This is a genomic window from Streptomyces dangxiongensis (assembly GCF_003675325.1).
In the GTDB taxonomy this organism is placed as follows: Bacteria; Actinomycetota; Actinomycetes; order Streptomycetales; family Streptomycetaceae; genus Streptomyces; species Streptomyces dangxiongensis.
In genome coordinates, this window is the sequence record NZ_CP033073.1 from 5,717,650 (window position 1) to 5,742,120 (window position 24,471).

The window sequence follows — 24,471 nt, forward strand, 5'->3', positions numbered from 1 at the left end:
GTTTTCGCAGGTGAGCGGGGGAATGCTCGGGTGCGTCAGGCGCGCGGGGCGCAGCCCAGGACGTGCGCCTTCACCAGCTCCGCGATCCGCGGATCCCGGCGCTTGAACGCCTGCACCAGCTCCTCGTGCTCCTCCGCGTACGACTGCTGGACCGTGCCCAGCCAGCGGATGGACAGCGCCGTGAACACCTCGATGCCCAGGCCCTCCCACGTGTGCAGCAGCACGGAGTTCCGCGCCGCGCGGACCAGCTCGCGGTGGAAGCCGACCGTGTGGCGCACCTGGGCGGTGCCGTCGGCCTCGCGGTCCGCCTCGTACAGGGCCAGCACGTGGGGCTCCAGCGCCGAGCAGTCCTCCGCGAGCCGCTCCACGGCCAGCTCCGCCGCGATGGCCTCCAGGCCCGCCCGGACCGGGTAGCTCTCCTCCAGGTCGGCCGCGGTCAGGTTGCGGACGCGGACGCCCTTGTTCGGGGCCGACTCGATCAGGCGCAGGGACTCCAGCTCGCGCAGGGCCTCCCGGACCGGGGTCTGGCTGACCTCCAGCTCGGTGGCGATCCGGCGCTCCACGATCCGCTCACCCGGCTGCCAGCGCCCGCTGACGATCCCCTCCACGATGTGCTCGCGGATCTGTTCGCGCAGCGAGTGGACGACGGGCGCGGTCATGAGGGCTCCTTAGGGAGGGCTGACGTGTAGACAATACGGCGGGTTGGCTCCGTGGGCAGGGCGCTCGGGGGTGCTTCGGTGCAGGTGAGACGAGGCGCACACGGTGTGGGTGACGTCGCGCCTCCGACGCCGGTTCCCCCCGGACGCCGGTCCCCCCGGACGCCGGTCCCCCCGACGCCGGTGCCCTCAACGCAGGTGCCCCCGCCCGGAACGTCCCGGGCGGGGGCACCAGCGTGTGGCAGCCGGTCGGCGGCTACAGGCCCAGCTCGACCTCGAACTCGCCCGCCTCCAGGATCGCCTTGACCGCCGTCAGGTAACGGGCCGCGTCGGCGCCGTCGACCAGGCGGTGGTCGTAGGAGAGGGTCAGGTAGGTCATGTCGCGGACGCCGATGACCGTGCCCTCCTCGGTCTCGATGACGGCCGGACGCTTGACCGTGGCACCGATGCCGAGGATCGCGACCTGGCCCGGCGGCACGATGATCGTGTCGAACAGCGCGCCGCGCGAACCGGTGTTGGAGATGGTGAAGGTCGCGCCGGACAGCTCGTCCGGGGTGATCTTGTTGGCGCGGACCTTGCCCGCCAGCTCCGCCGTGGCCTTCGCGATGCCGGCGATGTTGAGGTCGCCCGCGTGCTTGATGACCGGGGTCATCAGGCCCTTCTCGGAGTCCACCGCGATACCGACGCTCTCGGTGTCGAAGTAGGTGATCGTGCCCTCGGCCTCGTTGATCCGGGCGTTGATGACCGGGTGGGCCTTCAGCGCCTGGGCCGCCGCCTTGACGAAGAACGGCATCGGGGAGAGCTTGACGCCCTCGCGTGCGGCGAAGGAGTCCTTGGCCTGGGCGCGCAGGCGCATCAGGCGGGTGACGTCGACCTCGACGACCGACGACAGTTGGGCCTGCTCGTGCAGCGCCTTGACCATGTTGTCGCCGATGACCTTGCGGATGCGGGGCATCTTGACGGTCTGGCCGCGCAGCGGGGAGGCCTCCAGGGCGGGGGCCTTCTTCGCGGCGGGCGCGGCGGGCGGGGCGGCGGCCGGAGCCGGGGCGGCCTTCGCGGCCTCGGCGGCGGCGATGACGTCCTGCTTGCGGATACGGCCGCCGACGCCGGTGCCCTTGACGCCGGACAGGTCGACGCCGTTCTCCGCGGCCAGCTTGCGCACCAGCGGGGTCACGTACGCGCCCTCGTCGGTCGCCTGGGCGGCGGGCGCCGGGGCGGCCGGGGCGGGGGCGGGCGCCGGAGCGGACGGCACCGGGTCGGGCGCCGGGGCCGTGACCTGCTGCGGGGCCGGAGCCGTCGGCGCCTGCGGGGCGGCCGGGGCCGGAGCCGGAGCCGGCGCGGGGGCCGGAGCGGGCGCGGGGGCCGGAGCGGGCGCGGGGGCCTGGGCGGCCGGGGCGGCGGCGGGCTCCGCGGCCGGGGCGGCCGGAGCCGGAGCGGCGGCCGGAGCCGCGCCCGGCGCGCCGATGACGGCGAGCTTGGCGCCGACCTCGGCGGTCTCGTCCTCGTTCACCACGATCTCGAGCAGCACGCCGGAGGCGGGCGCCGGGATCTCGGTGTCGACCTTGTCCGTGGAGACCTCGAGCAGCGGCTCGTCGGCCTCGACCGAGTCACCCACCGACTTCAGCCAGCGGGTGACGGTGCCCTCGGTGACGGACTCACCGAGCGCGGGCAGGACCACGTCCGTGCCCTCGGCGGACGAACCGCCGGAGGCGGCCTCGGCCGTCGGGGCCGGGGCGGGGGCGGCCTGCTCCGTGGACGGCGCGGCCTGGGCGGCCGGGACGGCCGCCTCGGCCTGCGCCGGCTCGGGCTCGGCGGCCGGGGCGGGCTCGGCGGCCGGGGCGGGCTCGGCGGCGGGGGCCGGGGCGGCGGCGGGCGCGCCCGTGCCGTCGTCGATCACGGCCAGCTCGGCGCCGACCTCGACGGTCTCGTCCTCGGCGACCTTGATGGAGGCCAGCACACCGGCGGCGGGCGAGGGGATCTCGGTGTCGACCTTGTCGGTCGACACCTCGAGCAGCGGCTCGTCGGCCTCTACGCGCTCTCCCTCGGCCTTCAGCCAGCGGGTGACAGTGCCCTCGGTGACGCTCTCACCGAGCGCCGGAAGGGTTACGGAAACCGCCATGGTTTCGGTTGCTCCTAACGAATTGCGGAAGTCTGTGTCGTCGCGCCCGTTGACCGAAGGCTCAGTCGTGGGAGTGCAGCGGCTTGCCGGCCAGCGCCAGGTGGGCCTCGCCCATCGCCTCGTTCTGCGTCGGGTGGGCGTGGATGAGCTGGGCGACCTCGGCCGGCAGCGCCTCCCAGTTGTAGATCAACTGGGCCTCGCCCACCTGCTCGCCCATCCGGTCGCCGACCATGTGGACGCCGACCACGGCACCGTCCTTCACCTGGACGAGCTTGATCTCGCCCGAGGTGTTCAGGATCTTGCTCTTGCCGTTGCCCGCCAGGTTGTACTTCAGAGCGACGACCTTGTCCGCGCCGTAGATCTCCTTGGCCTTGGCCTCGGTGATACCCACGGAGGCGACCTCGGGGTGGCAGTACGTCACCCGCGGCACGCCGTCGTAGTCGATCGGGACGGTCTTCAGACCGGCCAGACGCTCCGCCACCAGAATGCCCTCGGCGAAGCCGACGTGCGCGAGCTGGAGCGTCGGGACCAGGTCGCCGACGGCGGAGACGGTCGGAACGTTGGTGCGCATGTACTCGTCGACCAGCACGTAGCCGCGGTCCATGGCGACGCCCTGCTCCTCGTAGCCCAGGCCCTGGGAGACCGGGCCGCGGCCGACGGCGACGAGCAGGACCTCGGCCTCGAACTCCTTGCCGTCGGCGAGGGTCACCTTCACGCCGTCCTGGGTGTACTCGGCCTTCTCGAAGAAGGTGCCCAGGTTGAACTTGATGCCGCGCTTGCGGAACGCGCGCTCGAGCAGCTTGGAGGAGTTCTCGTCCTCGACCGGGACGAGGTGCTTCAGGCCCTCGATGACGGTGACGTCCGCGCCGAAGGACTTCCACGCCGAGGCGAACTCGACGCCGATGACGCCGCCGCCCAGGATGATCGCGGACTTCGGCACGCGGTCCAGGACGAGAGCGTGGTCGGAGGAGATGATCCGGTCGCCGTCGATCTCCAGGCCCGGCAGCGACTTCGGCACGGAGCCGGTCGCCAGCAGGACGTGGCGGCCCTGGACCCGCTGACCGTTGACGTCGACGGAGGTGGGGGAGGACAGCCGGCCCTCGCCCTCGATGTACGTCACCTTGCGGGACGCGATCAGACCCTGGAGGCCCTTGTACAGACCGGCGACGACACCGTCCTTGTACTTGTGGACGGCCGGGACGTCGATGCCCTCGAAGGTGGCCTTGACACCGAACTGCTCGCTCTCGCGGGCCTGGTCGGCGATCTCACCGGCGTGCAGCAGGGCCTTGGTGGGGATGCAACCCCGGTGCAGGCAGGTGCCGCCGACCTTGTCCTTCTCGATCAGGGCGACGTCCAGACCCAGCTGCGCCCCGCGCAGGGCCGCGGCGTAACCACCGCTACCACCGCCGAGGATCACTAGGTCGAAAACGGTGCTGGCGTCGTTCGCCACGTCACGTCCTCCATGCATGTGTGCCGCGCGCCGGGCACCCTGTCCATTCGGGAGGTGACCGGCCGGTCGGCTGGTGTCCGGCCGCTTGATGCTTCGGCCCTTCGGTGGGGGCCCTGTCCTGCCGGGCTCCATCTTTGCACTTGTTCGAGGCGGACGAGACGCCGGGCCGGGGTGTGACGCACCCCACGTCCCCCGGGAGACGTGGGGCACGGAGAAGGGGCGCGGGGAACCGTGGAGACGGCTCCCCGCGCCCCGGGGTCCACCGCCCGGCGGATCGCGCCGGGCGGTCAGGGGGACGTCAGCCGAGGTCGCCCGCGGCCGTCAGCTCCGCCAGTCGCACCAGCGTCCGCACGGCCGTACCCGTGCCGCCCTTGGGCGTGTAGCCGAACGGGCCGCCCTCGTTGAACGCGGGGCCGGCGATGTCCAGGTGCGCCCAGGCGATGCCCTCGCCCACGAACTCGCGCAGGAACAGGCCGGCGACCAGCCCGCCGCCCCAGCGCTCGCCCATGTTCGCGATGTCCGCCACGGGCGACTCCATGCCCTTGCGCAGGTGCTCCGGCAGCGGCATCGGCCAGGCCGGCTCGCCGACCTCCTCGGCCGCCTCGTGCACGGAGGAGCGGAACGCCTCGTCGTTGGCCATGACCCCGAACGTCCGGCTGCCCAGCGCCAGCATCATCGCGCCGGTCAGGGTGGCGACGTCCACGATCGCGTCCGGGTTCTCCTGCGAGGCCGCCCACAGCGCGTCGGCGAGGACGAGGCGGCCCTCGGCGTCGGTGTTGAGGACCTCGACGGTCTTGCCGCTGTACATGCGCAGCACGTCGCCCGGACGGACGGCGGAACCCGAGGGCATGTTCTCGGCCAGCGCCAGCCAGCCGGTGACGTTGACCGCGAGGCCCAGGCGGGCCGCGGCGACGACCGCGGCGAACACCGCGGCCGCACCCGCCATGTCGCACTTCATCGTCTCGTTGTGGCCGGCCGGCTTCAGCGAGATGCCGCCGGAGTCGTAGGTGATGCCCTTGCCGACGAAGGCCAGGTGCTTCTCCGCCTCGGGGTGCGTGTACGACAGCTTGACCAGGCGCGGGGGTGCCTCCGAGCCGCCGCCGACGCCGAGGATGCCGCCGTAGCCGCCCTTGACGAGGGCCTTGTCGTCGAGCACCTGCACCTTGATGCCGTGCTCCTTGGCCGCGGCCTGCGCGATGCCGGCGAAGTCGGCGGGGGTGAGGTCGTTCGGCGGCATGTTGACCAGGTCGCGGGCCCGGTTCAGCTCCTCGCAGATCGCGACCGCGCGGGCGACCGCGCCCTTGTGGGCGGCGTCGCGCGGCTTGCCGCCGAGCAGCGTGGCCTCGGCGAGCGGGGCCTTGCCGTTCCTGGCCTTCGGGTCGTCGGCGCCACCCTTGTAGGTGTCGAAGGAGTACGCGCCGAGCAGCACGCCCTCGCCGATGGCCTCGATGGCGCCGAGGCTGTCGACGGGCAGCGCGAACGCGGCCTTCCTCGACCCGGCGAGCGCGCGGGCGGCCACGCCGGCGGCCCTGCGCAGCGCCTCGGCGTCGTAACCGGCCTCGGCGTCCTCGCCGTCGGGTCCGGTGCCCAGGCCCACCGCCACCACGAGCGGGGCCCGGAAGCCGGCCGGGGAGGGCAGCTTCGTCAGCTCGCCCTCGGCACCCGAGGCGCCGAGGGTCTCCAGGAGGCCGGCCAGCTTGCCGTCGTACGCCTCGTTCACGGTCTCGGCGCCCGGCGCGAGGACGGGCCCCTGGGCGCCCTTGGCGACACCGATCACGATCGCGTCGGCCCGCAGGCCGGGCGCCGCGGCGGTGCTGAGAGTCAGAGCAGTCACGGTGGTGAGATCTCGCTTCCGATGTGAAGTTGCTGTGGCCGATAAGGGGTGGGTCGACCGGGCCCGAGAGCCGACCCTAGGTCCAGGCGTGGAGGCAGGTGGCACCGGGGCCTTCACCCTGTCGGCGAACACCCGGGACGAGCCTACGCGCGTACCCGCGATCGCTCATTCCTTCGGACGTTCACCCGCACGTGGCGCGATGGCCACTTCTCGCCCCGCGCGCACGTGACCTGAGCCACACTCGACGGGTTCCGACGGGGTGACGACCCACCGGTTCGCAAGATTGCCACTGATCCGCCCCGCGCTCACCGCGGCGGATCCTCTGGGGGGAGGAACCTGTCATGACCCACCGCGCGCACCGCTGGAGAGCGGCCGGCGTCACCGTCACGGCCGCGGGACTGCTCACGCTGGGGCTCGCCGCACCCGGCGCCTCGGCGGCGGCCGAGCCACGCGTCGACCTCCGGGTGCTGGTCGTCGACGACGGCGCGGGCCCGGCCGGCGCGATCACCGCCCAGCTCAGGAGCGAGGGCGTCCCGTACACCGTCCTCGACCTCGGCGACTCCGGGCGCCCCACGATCACCGCCGCCTTCCTGAGCGACACCGTCGGCGGCCGGCCCCGGGCCAGGTTCCAGGGCGTGGTCCTGCCGAACGAGGCCCCGTTCGGCGCGGACTCCGCCGAGCGATCGGCCCTGGAGGCGTACGAGAAGACGTACGGCATCCCGCAGGTCGACGCCTACACCTGGGCCCACCCCGAGGTCGGGCTCGACTACGCCGACCACGACGGTTACGTCGGCCCGCTGGACGGCCGCAGCGCCACCGTCACCCCGGCCGGCCGGACTGGCCCCTTCGGCTATCTGCGGGGCTCCTTCTCCTTCGAGGACAACGCGCCCTCGGTGGACGAGAGTTACGGCTTCGTCGCCCAGCCCCGCACCGGCTTCACCAGCTACGTCGACGCCCCCGTGCCCGGCGGCCCCGGCACCGGCACCCTGCTCGGCGAGTACGCGCACGACGGCCGCCGCGAGCTGGTCGTCACCTTCGCCTACAACCAGTACCAGCAGCAGTTCCGGGTGCTGGCCCGCGGCATGGTCGAGTGGCTCACCCAGGGCGTCCACCTCGGACAGGCCCGCGACTACTTCGCCGTCCACGTCGACGACGTCCTCGCGCCGGACGCCCGCTGGGACACCGAGCGCAACTGCACGCCCGGCGACATCGACTGCACGGGCGGCGGCGAGGACGCCGGGACACCGATCCGCATGACGGCGGCCGACGCGCAGTACGCGGCGCAGTGGGAGCAGAGCCACGGCTTCACCCTGGACCTGGCGTTCAACGCGGGCGCCGGCGAGGAGTGGCGGACCGGGAACGGCGGCAAGGACCCGCTGGCCGACCAGTTGCTGAAGGACAAGGCCGCCTACCGCTGGGTGAACCACACCTACACCCACCTCTTCCTCGGCTGCGTCCAGGACACCTCGGCCGTGCCGTGGAGCTGCGCGAAGAACGCCGACGGTTCCACCAGATGGGTGAGCCGCTCCGACATCTCCGGCGAGATCTCCGACAACGCCGACTGGGCGCTCCTGCACGGCCTGTCCGTCGACCGCAGCGAGCTGGTCACGGGTGAGCACTCCGGGCTGAAGACCCTGCCGCAGCAGCCGGAGGACAATCCCCACCTCGGGCCCGCGCTGGCCGCCGACGGGGTGAGGTGGATCGCCTCCGACAACTCCCGCGAGTCCGGGCAGCGGGCCGTGGGCAGCGGCGCGCTCACCGTGCCCCGCTACCCGATGAACGTGTACTACAACGCCGGCACCAGGGCCGAGATGGCCGACGAGTACAACTGGATCTACACCGCCAAGGCCGACGGCGGCAGCGGCCTCTGCACGGACAACCCGGCCTCCACCTGCCTGTCCGAGCCGCTGGACACCGCCACCGGATTCACCGACCGCATCGTGCCGGCCGAGGCGCACACCGACCTCGGGCACGTCCTGAGCAACGACCCCCGGCCGCACTACGCCCACCAGTCCAACCTGGCCGAGGACCGCGTCCTCTACCCGGTGCTGGACCGGGTCCTCGCCGACCACCAGGCACTGTTCGCCGACAACACCCCCGTCGTGAACCTCCGCCAGAGCGCGATCGGCGCCGAACTCCAGAACCGGGCCAGATGGCAGACCGCCCTCGACGCGGGCAAGGTCACCGCCTACCGCGTCGGGAACACCGTGACGGTCACCGCCCCGTCGGGGACGAGGATCCCGGTGACGGCACCGGAGGGCACCAAGCAGCAGTTCCTGCTCTCCTCCGCCGCCTTCGGCACGCCGTACGCGGGCAAGCGCTCGGCGTGGGGGACACCGGGTGCCCTCCAGACGGCGCTCACGCTGAGACTGCCGTAGGGCGGCACCCGAAGGGGCGCGGGGAACCGTCCGCACGCCGTCGTACGCCCCGGGCGGCGGCTAACGGCCGAGGCACAGCACGACGAGCGCGGCCGTCGCGGCCGTCTCCGCGAGCGCGCCGAACACGTCCCCGGTGACCCCGCCGAACCGGCGGACGCAGCGGCGCAGCAGTGGTTCGGCGACGGCGACGGCGGCGGCCACGGCGAGGGCGGTGCGCACGCCGTCGTACCCGCCGAGGCAGGCCCCCGCCGCGCCGGCCGCACCCACCACCCCGGCCGCCACGCCCAGCGCCGCGCCCCTGGGCACCACCGAGGCCACCGCCGCCCCCAGCCCCTCCGGGCGGGCGGCCGGCACCCCGGCGCGCGCGGCCAGGGTGAGCGCGAGACGGGCGCTGGCCGCCGCGACGACGGCGGCCAGCGCGCCCCGCGCCCAGGAGCCGGCATAGAGCTGGGCCAGCGCGGCCACCTGCGCCATCAGCACCAGGACCAGGGTGAGCACCCCGAACGGCCCGATGTCCGACTGCTTCATGATCCGGAGCGCGTCCTCGGCGGACTTGCCGCTGCCCAGCCCGTCGGCGGTGTCGGCGAGCCCGTCGAGGTGCAGCCCACGGGTCAGCGCGGCGGGTACGGCGACCGAGGCGACGGCGGCGAGCAGCGGTCCCGCGCCGAGCAGGAGCAGCAGCAGGCCGAGCCCGGCCGCGCAGCCGCCGACGACGAGACCGGCCACCGGGGCGCACAGCATGCCCCCGCGGGCGGCCTCCCGGTCCCACCGGCGCACCCGGACGGGCAGCACGGTGAGGGTGCCGAAGGCGAAGCGGAGACCGTCGAGAGGCAAGGACGTGAGCACCGGCGCAGGTTACCCGGCGCCCGCGGGGCCGCCTCCAGCCCCCGGGCGCACCGAGTCGCACGGAGACGATGGGGTATATCCGGGTAATGTTCGCCTATGGGGCACTGGTGGGTGCGGAACATCGTAGAGCCGGGCAAGCTGCCCCTGCTGCTCGCCCTCGCCGCCTTCGTGCTGACGTTCGTCGTCACCCGCGTCATCACCCGTCTGATCCGGGCCGGCAAGGGCCCGTTCGGCAACGTCAAGGCGGGCGGCCTGCACATCCACCACGTCGTCCCCGGGGTCGTCCTCACCGTCGTCGGCGGCTTCGGCGCGGTGGCCAGCGACCGGCACGGCGCCGGCGGGGCCGTCGCGGCCGTCGTGTTCGGGATCGGCGCGGGCCTGGTCCTGGACGAGTTCGCGCTGATCCTGCACCTGGACGACGTCTACTGGACCGAGGACGGCCGCAAGAGCGTCGAGGTGGTCGTGCTCACCGCCGCCCTCGTCGGCCTGCTGCTGGCCGGCTTCTCACCGTTCGGCGTCAACGACCTGACCCAGCAGGAACTGGCGGACCGCGGCAGTGCCATCGCCACCCTCGCCGGGAACTTCCTCTTCTCGCTCATCGCCCTGGGCAAGGGCAAGACCCGCACCGCGGTCCTCGGCACGATCGTGCCGCTGGTGGCGCTCGTCGGCGCCGTCCGGCTGGCCCGCCCCGGCTCCGCGTGGGCCCGCCGCTTCTACGGCGGCCGTCCTCGCGCCCGCGCCAGGGCGGCCCTGCGCGCCTACCGCCACGACCGCCGCTGGGCCCGGCCGCGCCGCGCCGTTCAGGACTGGATCGGCGGCAAGCCCGACCCCCGGCCGGCGCGCCTGCCCGGCCGCCGGTGACGCGGGGCCCCGCGCGACACGCGGCCGTGCCGGTGCCGCACCGCCACCAGCAGGCACAGCAGCCCCACGGCCATCAGCGCGGCCAGGTGCTCCTTGCCGGCCAGGTTCTCCTTCACCAGCACCTCGACGACCATCGCCAGGGTCACCGCGCCCGCCGTGCCGTAGGCGCCGTACCGCCAGCTCACGAACACCGCCAGCCCCACGACGGCCGCCGACGGGCCGGTGTCCACCACCTGCGCGTCGGTCCACGGCAGCCCGAACGGGGCGTGCGCGCCGAGCGTGATGCCGACGCGCGCGTACAGCGTGCCGGCGAGCGTGGCGACGTACGCGACGACCAGCGTCCGCCACCAGCCCAGGCACAGCTCGGCGACCCCGAACACCAGCAGGAGCTGCGCCAGCGCCCCCCACACCGGCAGGTCCAGCGCCGGCACGAACAGCGACAGGGGAGTGCGCAGCAGGGCCAGCCACAGCGGGTCCTCGGCCCGTACCGCACCCAGGACCTGCACCACCCGGTACCCCCACGGCTGGTTCTGCACGTACTGGAGCAACGCCGTCAGGCACACCGCCCCGACGGTCATCGGCAGTGCCGCCGGGCCCCGCTCCCGCAGGGACGCGCGCACGGTGCCGTACAGCGGCCCCCACTCGGCGCGGGCCCAGCGGGCGAGCGTATCCATCAGACGTTCCTCACCGGTGCGTGTCCAGGTGCCTGCGGTGCAGCCACTTCGGCAGTCCCGGCGCCTCCAGGAAGCCCTCCGCGCGGGCCGAGGCGAGGCCGATGCGCGGCAGGTCCGCGCTCTTCTCGAAGAGCAGGAACCGCGGCTCCCAGATGGGCCGGTACTTGGCGTTGGCGCGGTACAGCGACTCGATCTGCCACCAGCGGGAGAAGAAGCTGAGCAGCGACCGCCACAGCCTGAGCACCGGCCCGGCGCCCAGGCGCGCGCCACGTTCGAAGACCGACCTGAACATGGCGAAGTTGAGTGAGACCTGCGTGATCCCGATCTCGCGGGCCCGCCGCAGCAGCTCGATGACCATGAACTCCATCAGCCCGTTGTCGGAGTCCCGGTCCCGCCGCATGAGGTCCAGCGAAAGCCCGTGCGGCCCCCACGGCACGAAGGAGAGCAGCGCCCGCAGCCGGCCCTGCGCGTCCGTGCACTCCAGCATCACGCACCGGCCGTCCTCCGGATCCGCGAGCCGGCCCAGCGCCATGCTGAAGCCGCGCTCGGTCGCGCCGTCCCGCCAGTCGTCGGCGCGCTCCACGAGGCAGGCCATCTCGTCCGCCGGGATGTCCTCGTGCCGCCGGATGCGCACCCGGTACCCGGCCCGCCGCACCCGGTTGTACGCCTGCCGGACGGTGCGCATCGCCCGGCCCTCCAGGGTGAACTCGTCGACCTCCACGATCGCCTCGTCGCCCAGCTCCAGGGCGTCCAGGCCGTGCCGCGCGTAGACGGTGCCGGCCTCTTCGCCGGCCCCCATCACCGCCGGGATCCACCCGTGCGTCCGCGCCTGGGCCAGCCACGGCACGATCGCCCCGGGCCAGGCCTCCGGATCCCCGATCGGGTCCCCGGACGCCAGGCTCACCCCGCCGACCACCCGGTAGGCGACGGCGGCCTTCCCGGTCGGCGACCACACCACGCTCTTCTCCCGGCGCAGCGCGAAGTAGCCGAGCGAGTCCCGGTCACCGTGCCGCTCCAGCAGGGCCCGCAGCCGCTTCTCGTCGTCCTCGGTGAGCGGGTCGACGGCCCGCCGGGAACGGAAGGCGGCGTAGAACACGGCGAGGACCAGGACCGTACTGAGCACGTTGACGGTGACATTGGCCCAGTTGGGCGGGTCGATGCCCGGGAAGCGGGACTCCTGCGCGGCCACCGACACCAGGCGCAGGGTGCCGTAGTGCCAGCGCTCCGGGAACGTCGAACGGGCCGCGTCCGGCGCCTGGTTGGTGACCGTCACCAGCAGCCCGGCCAGCAGGCTCGCGGCGAGCCCCCCGACGACGGCCACCGTGGCCGCGAGCCGGGGGTTGGCGCGGTCGCCCTTGGCGTAGAACTCCCGGCGGCCGGCGAGCAGCGCGCCCACGAAGGCGGCCGTCAGCGCGAGGGAGACCCAGTTCTGCGGGTACCGCCGGATGTCCGGGAACGCCATGGCGAACGCGAACAGGGCCAGGAAGAGGCCGCTCACCACCAGGTTCAGGATCCACGCGGCCCGCTTCCTGCGCCGCATGGTGATCGCCAGGAAGGCGGTGAACACACCGGAGGCGAAGCCGGCCGTCAGCAGGTAGGGCGTGAAGAAGTCGTCCTGGTTGTGCCGGCGCACGTCCTGGCCGAGCGAGACCCACACCCCGCTGAGGAAGTTGATGAACGCGACCGTCCGCAGGTACCAGACGGCGAAGGCGGCGGCCCTCCGGGAGGCCCCGGCGGACCACCGCGCCCGTCCGTCCGACCGTTCCGCCTCGGCGCGCTGCTCCACGGCAATTCGGGCATCTCCCATAGGGCAGGATCATATGGCGCGACCCCGGCGAACCAGACCCATTCCACCCGGCCGCCACCATCCACCCGACTTTCCCCCACAACACCACCCCATCGGGAGACGGGCGACGGGCCGGGGCGGAGCGGGGAGGCGGCTACTCCGGTCGTGCGAGGGGGGTGGCCTCGGACTCCGGGTGGACCGGGGTGGCCTCGGGGTCCGGCTGTTCGGGAAGTTCGGGAAGTTCGGCGGCCAGGGCGGCGGCGCTGCGGACCAACGGCAGGGCCAGCAGTGCGCCCACGCCCTCGCCGACCTTCACACCCTGCTCCAGCAGCGGTTCCAGGGCCATCCGGTCCAGCGCCTTGGCCTGCCCGGGCTCCCCGCTGTCGTGGCCGGCCAGCCACCAGTCCGGCGCCCGGAACGCCACCCGCTGCGCGACCAGCGCGCACGCCGCGGCCACGACGCCGTCCAGGATCACCGGCAGCTTGCGCACCGCGCACTGCAACAGGAACCCGGTCATCGCCGCGAGGTCCGCCCCGCCCACGGCGGCCAGCAGTTGCGTCTGGTCGCCGAGGACCGGCCGCGCCCGCCGCAGCGCGTCCCGGATCGCCGCGCACTTGCGCATCCACGCCAGATCGTCGATCGCGAGGCCGCCCCGCCCGGTCACCACGGACGCGTCGGTGCCGCACAGCGCGGCGACGAGCACCGCCGCCGCCGTCGTCCCGCCCACGCTGACGTCACCGAGCACCACGAGATCGGTTCCCGAGTCGGCCTCCTCGTCGGCGATCGCGACCCCCGCGCGCAGGGCCGCCTCGGTCTCGTCCAGGGTGAGCGCGTCCTCGACGTCGATACGGCCGCTGCCCCGCCGCACCCGGTGCCGTACCACGTCCTCGGGCAGGGTCCGCGGATCGCAGTCGAGGGCCATGTCCACGACCCGTACGGGCACCTGGAGCCGGCGGGCGAGCACGGCGACCGGGCTCGCACCCTCCAGCACCTCGCGCACCAGCCGCTCCGCGCCGCCCGCGGGCCGCGCCGAGACGCCCAGCCCGGCGATGCCGTGGTCGCCGGCGAAGAGCACCACCCGCGGCCGTTCGACCTGCCGTACCGGTACGGCACCCTGCGCGGCGGCCAGCCACTCGCCCAGCTCGTCCAGGCGGCCCAGTGCCCCGGGCGGCACGGTCTGACGCTCCCGACGGGCCTCGGCGTCACGGCGCACGCCCCCGTCCGGGCGCTCGATCAGATCGGTGAAGTCGTCCAGATTAAGCCTGCTCATTCGCCGAACAGTACAGCCGGCCGACGAACACCGAGGCGCCACAGGGCCACCACACACCCACGACGTCATTGCACCTCACGGCGGTATCCCATACGTTCCGGTTTGCAGCGGAATGTCGCACAGGGAGCCGCCCATGCCGACCTCGCCTCTCGTCCCCCGGACCACCACCCCCACCGACCCCTTCCAGGAGCCGCGCCGCGAGGACTGCCCCTGGTGCGGCTCCCGGCGCCTGCGGACCCGGCTGCGGGCCCCCGACCCGCTGCGGCACCGGCCGGGCGCGTTCGCCCTGGACGGGTGCCGTGACTGCGGCCACGCCTTCCAGAACCCCCGGCTCAGCGCGGAGGGACTCGCCTTCTTCCACCGCGACTTCTACGAGCGGCAGCTTGAGCGGCTCACCGAACGCGTCGTCCCCGCCCACGTGGCCCGCCGCCGGCACCGCGCCACCGCCTGGCGCCTGTCGGCACTGCGCGAACCGGAGAGCTGGCTGGACGTCGGCACGGGCCACGCCCGCTTCCCCGAGGCGGCGAAGGAGTTCTTCCCGTACACCAGCTTCGACGGGCTCGACCCGACGGTCCGCGTGGAACAGGCGCTGCTGGAGGGCCGCGTGGAGGAGGCGCACCGCGGCTACCTCACCACCCCCGGGACGGCGGCCCGGCTGCGCGCCCGCTACGACGTCGTCAGCATGTTCCACCACCTGGCGCACACCCCCGACCCGCGCGCCGAACTCCGCGCCGCGCTCACGGTGCTGCGCCCCGGCGGTCACCTGGTCGTCGAACTCCCCGACCCGCGCTGTCTCTTCGCCACGCTCCTCGGCAGGTGGTGGCTGCCCCACGGCCAGCCCCGCCACCTGCACCTGCTCCCGCTCGCCAACCTCCGCACGGAACTGCGGGCCCAGGGCTGCACGGTGCTCGTCACCGACCGCACGACCCCGCACCAGCCGTACGACCTGTCGGCGGCCGTCGTCCTGGCGCTGGCCCACGTCAACCCGCTGCTGAGAGGCATGGCCGAACCCGTGCCCGCGCTGGCCGGGGCGGTGGACCGCACGCTGGCGCCCCTGCTGCGCCGTACACCGTTCGCCAACGCGTACCGGATCGTCGCGCGCAAGGACACGCGGTGAGCCGGACGCCGCTCAGCCCCTGAGAACCAGCGCCTGCCCGGCCACGACCAGCACCACCTGCTCGCACTCCGCCCCGAACGCCGCGTTCAGCCGCCCGAGTTCGTCCCGGTAGCGCCGGCCCGACGCCGTCGCCGGTACGATCCCCGACCCCACCTCGTTGGACACCGCCACCACGGTCCGCCGCGTCGCGCGCACCGCGGACATCAGCTCCCGCACCCGTCCCCGCAACGCCTCCCGCGCCCCGCCCGCCCACTCCGAGTCGTCCCACGCCCCGACGGCGTCCATCACGTCGGTCAGCCACAGCGACAGACAGTCGATCAGCAACGGCGGCCCCTCCCCGGCCAGCAACGGCACCAGGTCCGTCGTCTCCGCCGTACGCCACGACCCGGGCCGCCGCTCCCGGTGCGTGGCCACCCGCTCCGCCCACTCGGTGTCCCCGCCCCGGGTGCCGCCGGTCGCCACGTACAGCACGCCCGGGAACGACTCCAGGCGCCGCTCCGCCTCCACCGACTTCCCCGAACGGGCCCCGCCCAGCACCAGCGTCCGGCGCGGCACGTCCGGCAGGTCCGGCACGTTCTGGTACACCCCGGCCGTCAGCGTCGTACCGTCCGTGACCGCCCGCGCCCCGGCCGCCGCGAGCCGGCGCCGCAGCTCCGCGCCCGGCGGCACGTCGTGGTCGAGGTGGACGGCGAGCACGTCCGTCGCCGGACCGGCCGAACCGGCCGCGCGAGAGCCGGGCGAGCGCGTCGGGCCGGCCCACGACGTCCGCCAGGATCAGGTCGTACGACTCCGCCGCCGCCCCCTCCAGGCCGGCCGGTGCCCCGCCCGGCGGCAGATACAGCAGCCGCTGCCCGTCCGGCCCGGTCACCGCGTACCCGGTGCCGCCCGCGTCCATCGCCACCGCCCGCACCCGATGCCCCGTCAGCAGCGCCAGCTCCCGGCCGTCCGGGACCCGGCCGGGCTGCGGCAGCCCGGCCGGCACCTCCACCGCCGGGCCGTCGTGCGGATGCGACAGCAGCGCCTGCCGCACCCCGCCCAGCGAGTGCCCGGCGCGGGCCGCCGCGAACGCCACGCCCGGCGTGAGGTCGAGCAGCAGCGTCCCGTCCACGAGCACGGCGGTCGCGGCCCGTGCGTCCGGCCCGAGCGCGGTCGCGCAGGCGGCGCAGGAACAGTCGGGGCGAGGCAGTCCCGCGGGGGCACCGGTACCGAGCAGAGTGATTTCCACGCACCGATTTTCGCCTGTCCCCGCAGGTCTTGCGCTTCCGGCTAGGCTGCCAGCAGGTGTTGGATCGAAGGAGGACCACATGACGGCATGGACGTGGCGGTTCGAGACGGCCGACGGGACGGAGGTCCAGCCGGCCGTGCAGCCGGAGGACTTCACCACGCAGGGGGATGCCGAGTCCTGGATCGGCGAGCACTGGAAGAGCCTGAAAGAGGGCGGGGCCGACCAGGTGCGGCTGTTCGAGGAGACCAGCGAGATCTACGGGCCGATGAGCCTGCACGCCGACGCGTGATCCGGCCGGCGGTGAGGAGGGCCGCCTCCCTCCTCACTGCTCGCCCAGCGTGACCTGAGCCGTCCGCTCCGTGCCGTCCCGCTGGTACGTCACCGTGGTCCGCTGCCCCGGCCGGCCCGCCGCCAGCGCCTCCGAGAGCGAGGTGATGGAGGTGACGGGCTGGTCACCGAGCCGGGTGATGACGTCGCCCTGACGCAGGCCCGCCCGGGCGGCCGGGCCGCCGCCGCGCACACTGACCACCGCCGCCCCGGCCGGCTGGTAGTGGTCGTCCACCACCGTCCGCGCGGTGATGCCGAGGGCGGCCCGCCCGGAGTCGACGACCTTGCCCTTCTCGATGATCTGGTCGGCGACCGTGCGCACCATGGACGCGGGAATCGCGAACCCGATGCCCGGCGCCGCCCCGCCCCCGAGATCCGGATCGGTCGCGGCCAGCGTCGGAATGCCGACGACCCGCCCGTTCAGGCCGACCAGGGCGCCGCCGCTGTTGCCGGGGTTGATGGCGGCCGACGTCTGCACCATGTTCGCGATGGTCGCGCCCGTACCGCCGCCGGTGCTGCCCTCGCTGACGGTCCGTCCGGTCGCCGAGACGATTCCCTGGGTGACGCTCGACGACAGCCCGAGCGGCGAGCCCATGGCCAGCACGATCTGGCCGACCTGGACCTTCTCGGAGTCCCCGAACACCGCCGGCCGCAGCCCGCCCGGCGGCCGGTCCAGCCTGATCACCGCGAGGTCCTGCTCGGGATAGGAGTACACCAGCCTGGCGGTGAGCGGCTCCTGGTTGTGGGCGGTGGTCACCTGGAAGGTCTTCTCCGAGCCGACCACGTGCGCGTTGGTGACGATGTGCCCCTCGCCGTCGTACACCACCCCGGAGCCCAGGTCGTTGCTCGCCTGGATCTGCACGACCGACGGCAGGACCTCACCGATGACCTTCAGGTACTGGCCCTCCAGATCGGCCACGGACGCCGGCACCGCCGCCCGGGTGGCCGCCGCGGTGTCCGCCCCGGTCCGGGCGGCGGGACCGGAGCAGCCGGCGGCCAGGGCCGCGAAGCACGCCAGCACGGCGGTCACCCGGGCGGCCGTCCGCGGGGCAGGGGCAGGGGAAGCGTTCATGTCCCGAGTCTCACCGCGCGGTGATCACCCGGCCCGCGCTGTTCCCCCGAACGGGCTCAGCCGCGTACGCCGCACAGGTGCAGCAGTGCCGCCACCGAGCGGTAGGGGTCCGTGCGGCCCGCCCGCTCCTCGGCCGCGAGCAGCGCCCGGAGGTCCTCCGGGACGACCGCGCCGTCCGCCACCGCGTCCGTGAAGACCCGCACGCCGTACCAGGCGTGCAGCGGGGCCGCGATGCCGTCGAGCGTGGCGGTGAGGGTCGCCAGCCGGTCGGCCCGGACGTCCGGACCGAACCGGACGGGGGCCCCTGTGTCCCAGTCCGTCCGGGCACGGGGGAGGTGGGCGGTGGTGTCGAAGGCGGCCAGCGCGCCCGCCCAGTCCCCGCACAGACCAGCCCGCATGGCGAGCGCGTCGCCGTTGCGGACCAGCAGGGAGAGCAGACCGCCCGGGGCCAGCATCCGGGCCAGGCCCGCCACCAGCGGGTCCGGCTCCGTCACGTACATCAGCACGCCGTGGCACAGCACCACGTCGAAGCTGCCCGGCAGGAAGTGCACGCCGGTGTCCCGGCCGTCGCTCTGCACCAGCCGGACCCGCTCCCGGATGCCCTCCGGTTCCCGGCCGAGCGTCTCCTGGGCGGCGCCGAGCAGCGCCGCGTCCTGCTCGACCCCGGTCACCTGGTGGCCGAGCCGGGCCAGCCGCAGCGCCTGCGCGCCCCGGCCCATGCCCACGTCGAGCACCCGCAGCCGCCGCCCGACCGGGAACCGCCCGGCTATCTGCTCATCCAGTTGCCGGGACACCAGCTCCTGCCGTACGACCTCACGCAGCCCGCCGGACCCGGCCGGGCCGGCCTGCGCCCCATCCCCGGTGAAAGCCTCTGCGCTCAGGGCCGCTCTCCGCGCTTGACCTGCGGCTTCGGCATCCGGAGCCGACGCATCTGAAGGGACCGCATCAGGGCGTAGGCGACCGCGCCGCGCGTGTTCCCGTCCGGGAAGCGCTCCTTGAGCCGCTTCTTCAGCCGCAAACCGCTGACGGCCGCGTCCAGCACGATCAGCACGATCACGATCAGCCACAACAGCAGCGCGACGCTCTGGATCGCGGGCACCCGGACCACGCTCAGCACGAGGATCACGACGGCGAGCGGCAGGAAGAACTCGGCCACGTTGAACCGCGAGTCCACCCAGTCCCGGGCGAACTTGCGGACCGGGCCCTTGTCCCGGGCCGGCAGATAGCGCTCGTCCCCGCCGGCCAGCGCCCGGCGCTGCCGCTCCAGGGCCTGGCGCCGCTCCTCGCGCTGCCGCTTGGCGGCCTCCTTGCGGTTCGTCGGGGTACTGGCCACGCTGCGGCGCTGGGACTGGGCCTCACTGCGCTTGGGCGTGGGCCGACCCTTGGGGGCCTGCGGGTCACGGGGCTGCTTGGAGAGGGTCACCTGCGCCTTGTCGGCGGTCGGGGCCTTCTCTTCCTTGGCACGGCTACGGAACACAAAACCCAAGGGTAAGGGCTGCACCGGCATGGTCCCCCGCCCGGCGGGGAACGATCCGGCAACACCGGACGTCCTCAAGGGGACAGAGAGGACACGCGAGCGGGCGCTCCGGTGCGATCACCTACTCCTCACGCCGGAGCGGTGCGGACCGCAGTCGTCCTCGGGGATGAGCGCATCACTCCCCGAACAGTGCGGTAATGGAGGCAGGGCCCGTACTGTGGGTCCTGTCGCAGGATCGGTGAGCCGGAGTCCGTCAGAAGGGGGCGCGCGAAGCCCATGAGCGGTGTCATGAAGCGTATGGGGATGATCTTCCGCGCGAAGGCGAACAAGGCCCTTGACCGGGCCGAGGACCCGCGCGAGACCCTCGATTACTCCTACCAGAAGCAGCTCGAGCTGCTCCAGAAGGTGCGGCGCGGTGTCGCCGACGTGGCGACCAGCCGCAAGCGCCTGGAGCTCCAGCTCAACCAGCTCCAGCAGCAGTCCTCGAAGCTGGAGGACCAGGGCCGCAAGGCGCTCGCGCTCGGCCGTGAGGACCTGGCCCGCGAGGCGCTGTCCCGGCGCGCCGCCCTCCAGCAGCAGGTCACGGACCTGGAGACGCAGCACACCACCCTCCAGGGCGAGGAGGAGAAGCTCACCCTCGCGGCCCAGCGCCTCCAGGCCAAGGTGGACGCCTTCCGCACGAAGAAGGAGACCATCAAGGCCACCTACACCGCCGCCCAGGCCCAGACCCGGATCGGCGAGGCCTTCTCCGGCATCTCCGAGGAGATGGGCGACGTCGGCCTGGCCATCCAGCGCGCCGAGGACAAGACCGCCCAGCTCCAGGCCCGGGCCGGCGCCATCGACGAACTGCTCGCCTCCGGCGCCCTGGACGACCCCTCCGGCATGCAGAAGGACGACCTCCAGGCCGAGCTGGACCGGCTCTCCGGTGGTACGGATGTAGAGCTGGAACTTCAGCGCATGAAGGCGGAGCTGGCCGGCGGCTCCCCGCAGCAGGCCATCGAGGGCGGCACCGGCCAGGGACAGACCCAGCAGCAGCCACAGGACACCCCGCGCTTCGACAAGCAGTAGCCCGGCGCCGGGTCCGAGCCGAGGAGGCCGACGTGATCGTACGGATCATGGGGGAGGGCCAGGTCGAGCTGGACGACGTCCACCTCACCGAGCTGAACAGGCTGGACGACGAACTGCTCGCCGAGATGGAGAGCGGCGACGGCGACGGCTTCCGCCGCACGCTGAACGCTCTCCTGGACGCCGTCCGCCGGCTCGGCACCCCGCTGCCGGACGAGGCACTGGAACCCTCGGAACTGATCCTGCCGTCGCCGGACGCGACGCTGGAGGAGGTCCGGGAACTGCTCAGCGACGACGGCCTGATCCCTAGCTGACCCCGGCCGGGCGGCGTTCGGCGGTGTGGCTGACCGGTACGGGGCCGGGCCGTACTGTTCACCCCGTGAGCACTCTCGAACGCGCCCGGTGCAGCCTCAGGGCCCACCCCCTGGCGCTGGACGCGGCGCTCGCCGCGGGCGTGCTGGTCTGCATGGTCGCCGGTTCCTTCGTGGTGCCCCGGCGGGAGAACGCCGTGACCTGGGGCGTACGCGTCCCGGACCCCCTCAGCCTCCTGCTGATGCTGGTCGGCGCCGCCGCGCTCGCCCTGCGCCGCCGCAACCCCAAGGCGGTCCTCGCCCTCACCGGCACCGTCTCCGTGGTCGAGTGCGTCACCGGCGACCCGCGCGCCCCGGTAGCGATGTCCGCCGTCGTCGCCCTCTACACCGTCGCCTCGACCACGGACCGCGCCAACGCCTGGCGCCTCGGCCTGCTCACCATGACCGTGCTGACGGCCGCCGCCGTGTTCGCCGGCCCGCTGCCCTGGTACGCCCAGGAGAACCTCGGCGTCCTGGCCTGGACCGGTATCGGCGCCACCGCCGGGGACGCCGTACGCAGCCGCCGCGCGGTCGTCCAGGCCATGCGGGACCGCGCCGAACGCGCCGAACGCACCCGCGAGGAGGAGGCCCGCCGCCGGGTCGCCGAGGAACGGCTGCGCATCGCCCGCGACCTGCACGACGTCGTCGCCCACCACATCGCCCTGGTGAACGTGCAGGCCGGTGTCGCCGCACACGTCATGGACAAGCGGCCCGACCAGGCCAAGGAGGCCCTCGCCCACGTCCGCGAGGCCGGCCGCAGCGCGCTGAACGAACTGCGCGCCACCGTCGGCCTGCTCCGCCAGTGCGGGGATCCGGAGGCCCCCACGGAGCCCGCCCCGGGCCTGGACCGTCTGGAGGACCTCCTCACCACCTTCCGCAGCGCCGGCCTCCCGGTGCGGGCGGCCGGCGCCGACGGGGCCGGCGGCCTGCCCGCCGCCGTCGACCTGGCCGCCTACCGCATCGTGCAGGAGGCGCTGACCAATGTGCAGAAGCACGCGGGTCCCGGGGCCGGTGCCGAGGTGAGCGTCGTCCGCGCCGGCCCGGACGTGGAGGTCACCGTCCTCGACGACGGGTTGGGAAGACCCGGCGCGCCGGAGGCCGGCGGCGGGCACGGGCTGCTCGGCATGCGCGAGCGGGTCACCGCCCTCGGCGGCACCCTGACCACCGGCCCCCGCCCCGGCGGCGGCTTCCGCGTCCATGCGATCCTGCCGGTCCAGACGGTGACGGCCCAGGGGGAGCCCGCATGACGATCCGTGTCCTGCTCGCCGACGACCAGGCGCTGCTGCGCAGCGCGTTCCGGGTGCTGGTCGACTCCGAGCCCGACATGGAGGTGGTGGGGGAGGCCGCCGACGGGGCGGAGGCGGTCCGGCTGGCCCGGGAGCACGGCCCCGACGTCGTCCTCATGGATATCCGGATGCCCGGCACCGACGGCCTCGCCGCCACCCGGCTGATCAGCGCCGACCCCTCCCTCGGGCAGGTCCGGGTGGTCATCCTGACCACCTTCGAAGTGGACGACCACGTCGTCCGGGCGCTGCGCGCCGGCGCCTCCGGCTTCCTCGGCAAGGGCAGCGAGCCCGAGGAGCTGCTCAACGCCATCCGCGTCGCGGCCGGCGGCGAGGCACTGCTGTCCCCGGCCGCCACCAAGGGCCTGATCGCCCGCTTCCTCGCCCGGGGCGACGACGGCGACGGCCCGGATCCGGCCCGCTCCGAGCGGCTCGGCGCGCTCACCGGCAGGGAACGGGAGGTCCTCGGCCTGGTCGCCGGCGGCCACTCCAACGACGAGATCGCCGAGCGCCTCGCGGTCAGCCCGCTGACGGTGAAGACGCACGTCAACCGGGCCATGGCCAAGCTGGGCGCGCGCGACCGGGCCCAGCTCGTCGTGATCGCGTACGAGTCGGGGCTGGTCCGTCCCCGGATGGAGTGATCTCCACCCGGGTGTACTGCGCGCGGAGCAGGGGCGCTCACCTGTGCGTCCCGTCGCTGCTTCGGCCGCGTGGCGAAGCACTTCTGCCGCTCACAGAGGAGAGACCCTCACCCAGGTCCTGGCTGTCCCGGTCCAGCCTCGCGCAACGGGCCCTCGTCGGGTTCGTCGCGCTCGTCGCGCTCGCCTTGGGATGATCGCGATCCCCCAGATCACGCCGCATCGAGCTGGTCGGTGAGGGCCCGCTGGTCCTTGTCGGAGGTGACGGCGAGGACCACGGTCGGCAGGTCGTCCGTTGATCCGGAGACGACCTGCGGGTCGACGTCGGCGGGGAGCCGGTTGCGGGCCCGGTCCACGGCCTGCTGGACGTCGGAGACGATCCGCTTGGTGTCGTTGCCGTAGTCGAACGACGCCATGATCACGGCGTTGCCCTCGCTCGCGGTGGAGGTGACACCGGTGACGCCGTCGACGGCCTGGAGGTTGTCCTCGATCGGCTCGACGGCCTGCTCCACGACATCGGGCGAGGCGCCCTGGCAGGGGGCGGTCACCGACACCATGGGCAGTTCGGCGCTGGGCAGCAGCAACGCGATGCTGGAGCTGCGCGAGGAGCGTCGGGCGCGGAAGCGGGCGGCGGAGCGGACGCCGGAACCGGCCGGGGTGTGACGGCACGCGCACCCGGCACGCGACGGCATGAGAGCCGGGGGGTGACGGCACGAGAAAGGGCCGGGCCTCTCAGGGAGATCCGGCCCTTTCGCGCGCGCGGCGGCGGTACGGGCTACGGCACCGCCGGCTACGGCAGTGCCAGCATCCGCTCCAGCGCCAGCTTCGCGAACGCCTCCGTCTCCTTGTCGACCTCGATCCGGTTGACCAGGTTGCCCTCGGCCAGGGACTCCAGGGTCCAGACCAGGTGGGGCAGGTCGATGCGGTTCATGGTCGAGCAGAAGCAGACCGTCCTGTCGAGGAAGACGATCTCCTTGCCCTCGGGGGCGAAACGGTTCGCCAGGCGGCGCACCAGGTTCAACTCGGTGCCGATGGCCCACTTGGAGCCGGCCGGGGCCGCCTCCAGCGCCTTGATGATGTACTCGGTCGAGCCGACCTGGTCCGCCGCGGCGACGACCTCGTGCCGGCACTCGGGGTGGACCAGGACGTTCACGCCCGGGATGCGCGCGCGGACGTCGTTCACCGAGTCCAGGCCGAAGCGGCCGTGGACCGAGCAGTGGCCGCGCCACAGGATCATCTTCGCGGCGCGCAGCTCCTCCGCCGTCAGGCCGCCGTTCGGCTTGTGCGGGTTGTAGAGCACGCAGTCGTCCAGGGACATCCCCATGTCACGGACGGCCGTGTTGCGGCCCAGGTGCTGGTCGGGCAGGAAGAGCACCTTCTCCCCCTGCTCGAACGCCCAGTCGAGGGCGCGCCGGGCGTTGGACGACGTGCAGATGGTGCCGCCGTGCCTGCCCGTGAACGCCTTGATGTCGGCGGAGGAGTTCATGTACGAGACGGGGACCACCTGGTCGGCCACCCCGGCCTCGGTCAGCACGTCCCAGCACTCCGCGACCTGCTCGGCCGTCGCCATGTCGGCCATGGAGCAGCCGGCGGCGAGGTCGGGGAGGACGACCTTCTGGTCGTCGGAGGTCAGGATGTCCGCCGACTCGGCCATGAAGTGCACACCGCAGAAGACGATGTACTCGGCCTCGGGGCGCGCGGCGGCGTCCCGGGCGAGCTTGAAGGAGTCGCCCGTGACGTCGGCGAACTGGATCACCTCGTCGCGCTGGTAGTGGTGGCCGAGCACGAAGACCTTGTCGCCGAGCTTCTCCTTGGCCGCGCGGGCACGCTCGACCAGGTCGGGGTCGGACGGCGAGGGCAGGTCACCGGGGCACTCGACGCCCCGCTCGCTCTTCGGGTCGGCCTCACGGCCGAGCAGCAGCAGGGCGAGCGGAGTCGGCTGCACGTCGAGTTCCGGGGTCTGGGCGGTGGTCACGACACGCGACCCTTTCTGCTTTTCGTCTAATTGACGCTATCTATCATAGCCGGTTCACGTCACTTTGA

General features: G+C 73.6%; 20 protein-coding genes and 2 pseudogenes. 8 read left to right on the forward strand and 14 right to left on the reverse strand.

Features of this window, described 5'->3' with window-relative positions; translation table 11 throughout:
* Positions 1–35 precede the first annotated feature (35 nt).
* From D9753_RS25805 to D9753_RS25820, 4 genes are all read right to left on the reverse strand, one after another.
* Positions 36–659, reverse strand: a complete 624-nt coding sequence (locus D9753_RS25805; RefSeq protein ID WP_121789159.1) for a GntR family transcriptional regulator — start codon at positions 657–659, stop codon at positions 36–38.
* A gap of 253 nt (positions 660–912) precedes the next feature.
* Positions 913–2,775: a 2-oxoglutarate dehydrogenase, E2 component, dihydrolipoamide succinyltransferase gene (sucB, locus tag D9753_RS25810; protein ID WP_121789160.1), complete on the reverse strand. Its 1,863-nt coding sequence runs from the start codon at positions 2,773–2,775 to the stop codon at positions 913–915.
* 61 nt (positions 2,776–2,836) lie between these two features.
* Positions 2,837–4,225, reverse strand: coding sequence for a dihydrolipoyl dehydrogenase (lpdA, locus tag D9753_RS25815; RefSeq protein WP_121789161.1), 1,389 nt, complete (start codon positions 4,223–4,225; stop codon positions 2,837–2,839).
* 298 nt (positions 4,226–4,523) lie between these two features.
* The gene (locus D9753_RS25820) at positions 4,524–6,059 is read right to left on the reverse strand and encodes a leucyl aminopeptidase (RefSeq protein ID WP_121789162.1); all 1,536 of its coding nucleotides are present in this window, start codon (positions 6,057–6,059) and stop codon (positions 4,524–4,526) included.
* A gap of 341 nt (positions 6,060–6,400) precedes the next feature.
* Between D9753_RS25820 and D9753_RS25825 the strand changes: the two genes are divergently transcribed.
* The gene (locus tag D9753_RS25825) at positions 6,401–8,437 is read left to right on the forward strand and encodes a hypothetical protein (RefSeq protein WP_121789163.1); all 2,037 of its coding nucleotides are present in this window, start codon (positions 6,401–6,403) and stop codon (positions 8,435–8,437) included.
* A 60-nt stretch (positions 8,438–8,497) separates the two neighbouring features.
* Here D9753_RS25825 and D9753_RS25830 read toward each other — a convergent pair whose 3' ends face one another.
* Entirely contained in the window at positions 8,498–9,283 is a 786-nt protein-coding gene (locus D9753_RS25830) for an adenosylcobinamide-GDP ribazoletransferase (protein WP_121789164.1), read from the reverse strand.
* A 96-nt stretch (positions 9,284–9,379) separates the two neighbouring features.
* Between D9753_RS25830 and D9753_RS25835 the strand changes: the two genes are divergently transcribed.
* Complete coding sequence (locus D9753_RS25835) at positions 9,380–10,144, forward strand: hypothetical protein (protein WP_121789165.1); 765 nt, start codon at positions 9,380–9,382, stop codon at positions 10,142–10,144.
* On the opposite strand, the gene D9753_RS37160 is transcribed toward D9753_RS25835, so the two are convergent.
* The 3 genes from D9753_RS37160 to cobT form a co-directional block, all read right to left on the reverse strand.
* A complete protein-coding gene (locus D9753_RS37160) occupies positions 10,084–10,818 on the reverse strand; it encodes a hypothetical protein (RefSeq protein ID WP_205614263.1) in 735 nt (244 codons plus the stop codon). The two genes, D9753_RS25835 and D9753_RS37160, sit on opposite strands and share 61 nt — an antisense overlap.
* A gap of 10 nt (positions 10,819–10,828) precedes the next feature.
* The gene (locus D9753_RS25845; RefSeq protein ID WP_240468290.1) at positions 10,829–12,625 is read right to left on the reverse strand and encodes a phosphatidylglycerol lysyltransferase domain-containing protein; all 1,797 of its coding nucleotides are present in this window, start codon (positions 12,623–12,625) and stop codon (positions 10,829–10,831) included.
* 133 nt (positions 12,626–12,758) lie between these two features.
* The gene (cobT, locus tag D9753_RS25850; protein WP_121789167.1) at positions 12,759–13,874 is read right to left on the reverse strand and encodes a nicotinate-nucleotide--dimethylbenzimidazole phosphoribosyltransferase; all 1,116 of its coding nucleotides are present in this window, start codon (positions 13,872–13,874) and stop codon (positions 12,759–12,761) included.
* Positions 13,875–14,007: 133 nt separating this feature from the next.
* On the opposite strand from cobT, the gene D9753_RS25855 reads away from it, so the two are divergent.
* Positions 14,008–14,991 (forward strand): class I SAM-dependent methyltransferase, encoded by a 984-nt coding sequence (locus tag D9753_RS25855; RefSeq protein ID WP_121789168.1) that lies wholly within the window; start codon positions 14,008–14,010, stop codon positions 14,989–14,991.
* A gap of 12 nt (positions 14,992–15,003) precedes the next feature.
* Here the strand turns inward: D9753_RS25855 and D9753_RS25860 are convergent.
* Positions 15,004–16,216, reverse strand: a pseudogene (locus tag D9753_RS25860) (bifunctional adenosylcobinamide kinase/adenosylcobinamide-phosphate guanylyltransferase).
* A gap of 79 nt (positions 16,217–16,295) precedes the next feature.
* Here D9753_RS25860 and D9753_RS25865 point away from each other — a divergent pair.
* Entirely contained in the window at positions 16,296–16,505 is a 210-nt protein-coding gene (locus D9753_RS25865; protein ID WP_121789169.1) for a hypothetical protein, read from the forward strand.
* Positions 16,506–16,538: 33 nt separating this feature from the next.
* Here the strand turns inward: D9753_RS25865 and D9753_RS25870 are convergent, their stop codons facing one another.
* The 3 genes from D9753_RS25870 to D9753_RS25880 all read right to left on the reverse strand — a co-directional run bounded on the left by D9753_RS25870 (position 16,539) and on the right by D9753_RS25880 (position 19,122).
* Entirely contained in the window at positions 16,539–17,615 is a 1,077-nt protein-coding gene (locus D9753_RS25870; RefSeq protein ID WP_121789170.1) for a S1C family serine protease, read from the reverse strand.
* Positions 17,616–17,671: 56 nt separating this feature from the next.
* Positions 17,672–18,409 (reverse strand): methyltransferase domain-containing protein, encoded by a 738-nt coding sequence (locus D9753_RS25875; RefSeq protein WP_121789171.1) that lies wholly within the window; start codon positions 18,407–18,409, stop codon positions 17,672–17,674.
* Between the two features lie 83 nt (positions 18,410–18,492).
* Positions 18,493–19,122, reverse strand: coding sequence for a DUF3043 domain-containing protein (locus tag D9753_RS25880; protein ID WP_205614264.1), 630 nt, complete (start codon positions 19,120–19,122; stop codon positions 18,493–18,495).
* Positions 19,123–19,368: 246 nt separating this feature from the next.
* On the opposite strand from D9753_RS25880, the gene D9753_RS25885 reads away from it, so the two are divergent.
* From D9753_RS25885 to D9753_RS25900, 4 genes are all read left to right on the forward strand, one after another.
* Positions 19,369–20,160, forward strand: a complete 792-nt coding sequence (locus D9753_RS25885) for a PspA/IM30 family protein (RefSeq protein WP_121789173.1) — start codon at positions 19,369–19,371, stop codon at positions 20,158–20,160.
* Positions 20,161–20,192: 32 nt separating this feature from the next.
* The gene (pspAA, locus tag D9753_RS25890; RefSeq protein WP_121789174.1) at positions 20,193–20,471 is read left to right on the forward strand and encodes a PspA-associated protein PspAA; all 279 of its coding nucleotides are present in this window, start codon (positions 20,193–20,195) and stop codon (positions 20,469–20,471) included.
* Between the two features lie 65 nt (positions 20,472–20,536).
* A complete protein-coding gene (locus tag D9753_RS25895; RefSeq protein WP_121789175.1) occupies positions 20,537–21,754 on the forward strand; it encodes a sensor histidine kinase in 1,218 nt (405 codons plus the stop codon).
* Positions 21,751–22,431, forward strand: coding sequence for a response regulator (locus tag D9753_RS25900; protein ID WP_121789176.1), 681 nt, complete (start codon positions 21,751–21,753; stop codon positions 22,429–22,431). The genes D9753_RS25895 and D9753_RS25900 overlap by 4 nt, the downstream gene beginning before the upstream one ends.
* Before the next feature lie 218 nt (positions 22,432–22,649).
* Here D9753_RS25900 and D9753_RS25905 read toward each other — a convergent pair.
* Positions 22,650–23,009, reverse strand: a pseudogene (locus D9753_RS25905) (efflux RND transporter permease subunit); the annotation flags it as partial.
* A 209-nt stretch (positions 23,010–23,218) separates the two neighbouring features.
* Complete coding sequence (gene nadA, locus D9753_RS25910; RefSeq protein ID WP_121789177.1) at positions 23,219–24,403, reverse strand: quinolinate synthase NadA; 1,185 nt, start codon at positions 24,401–24,403, stop codon at positions 23,219–23,221.
* Between the last annotated feature and the right edge of the window lie 68 nt (positions 24,404–24,471).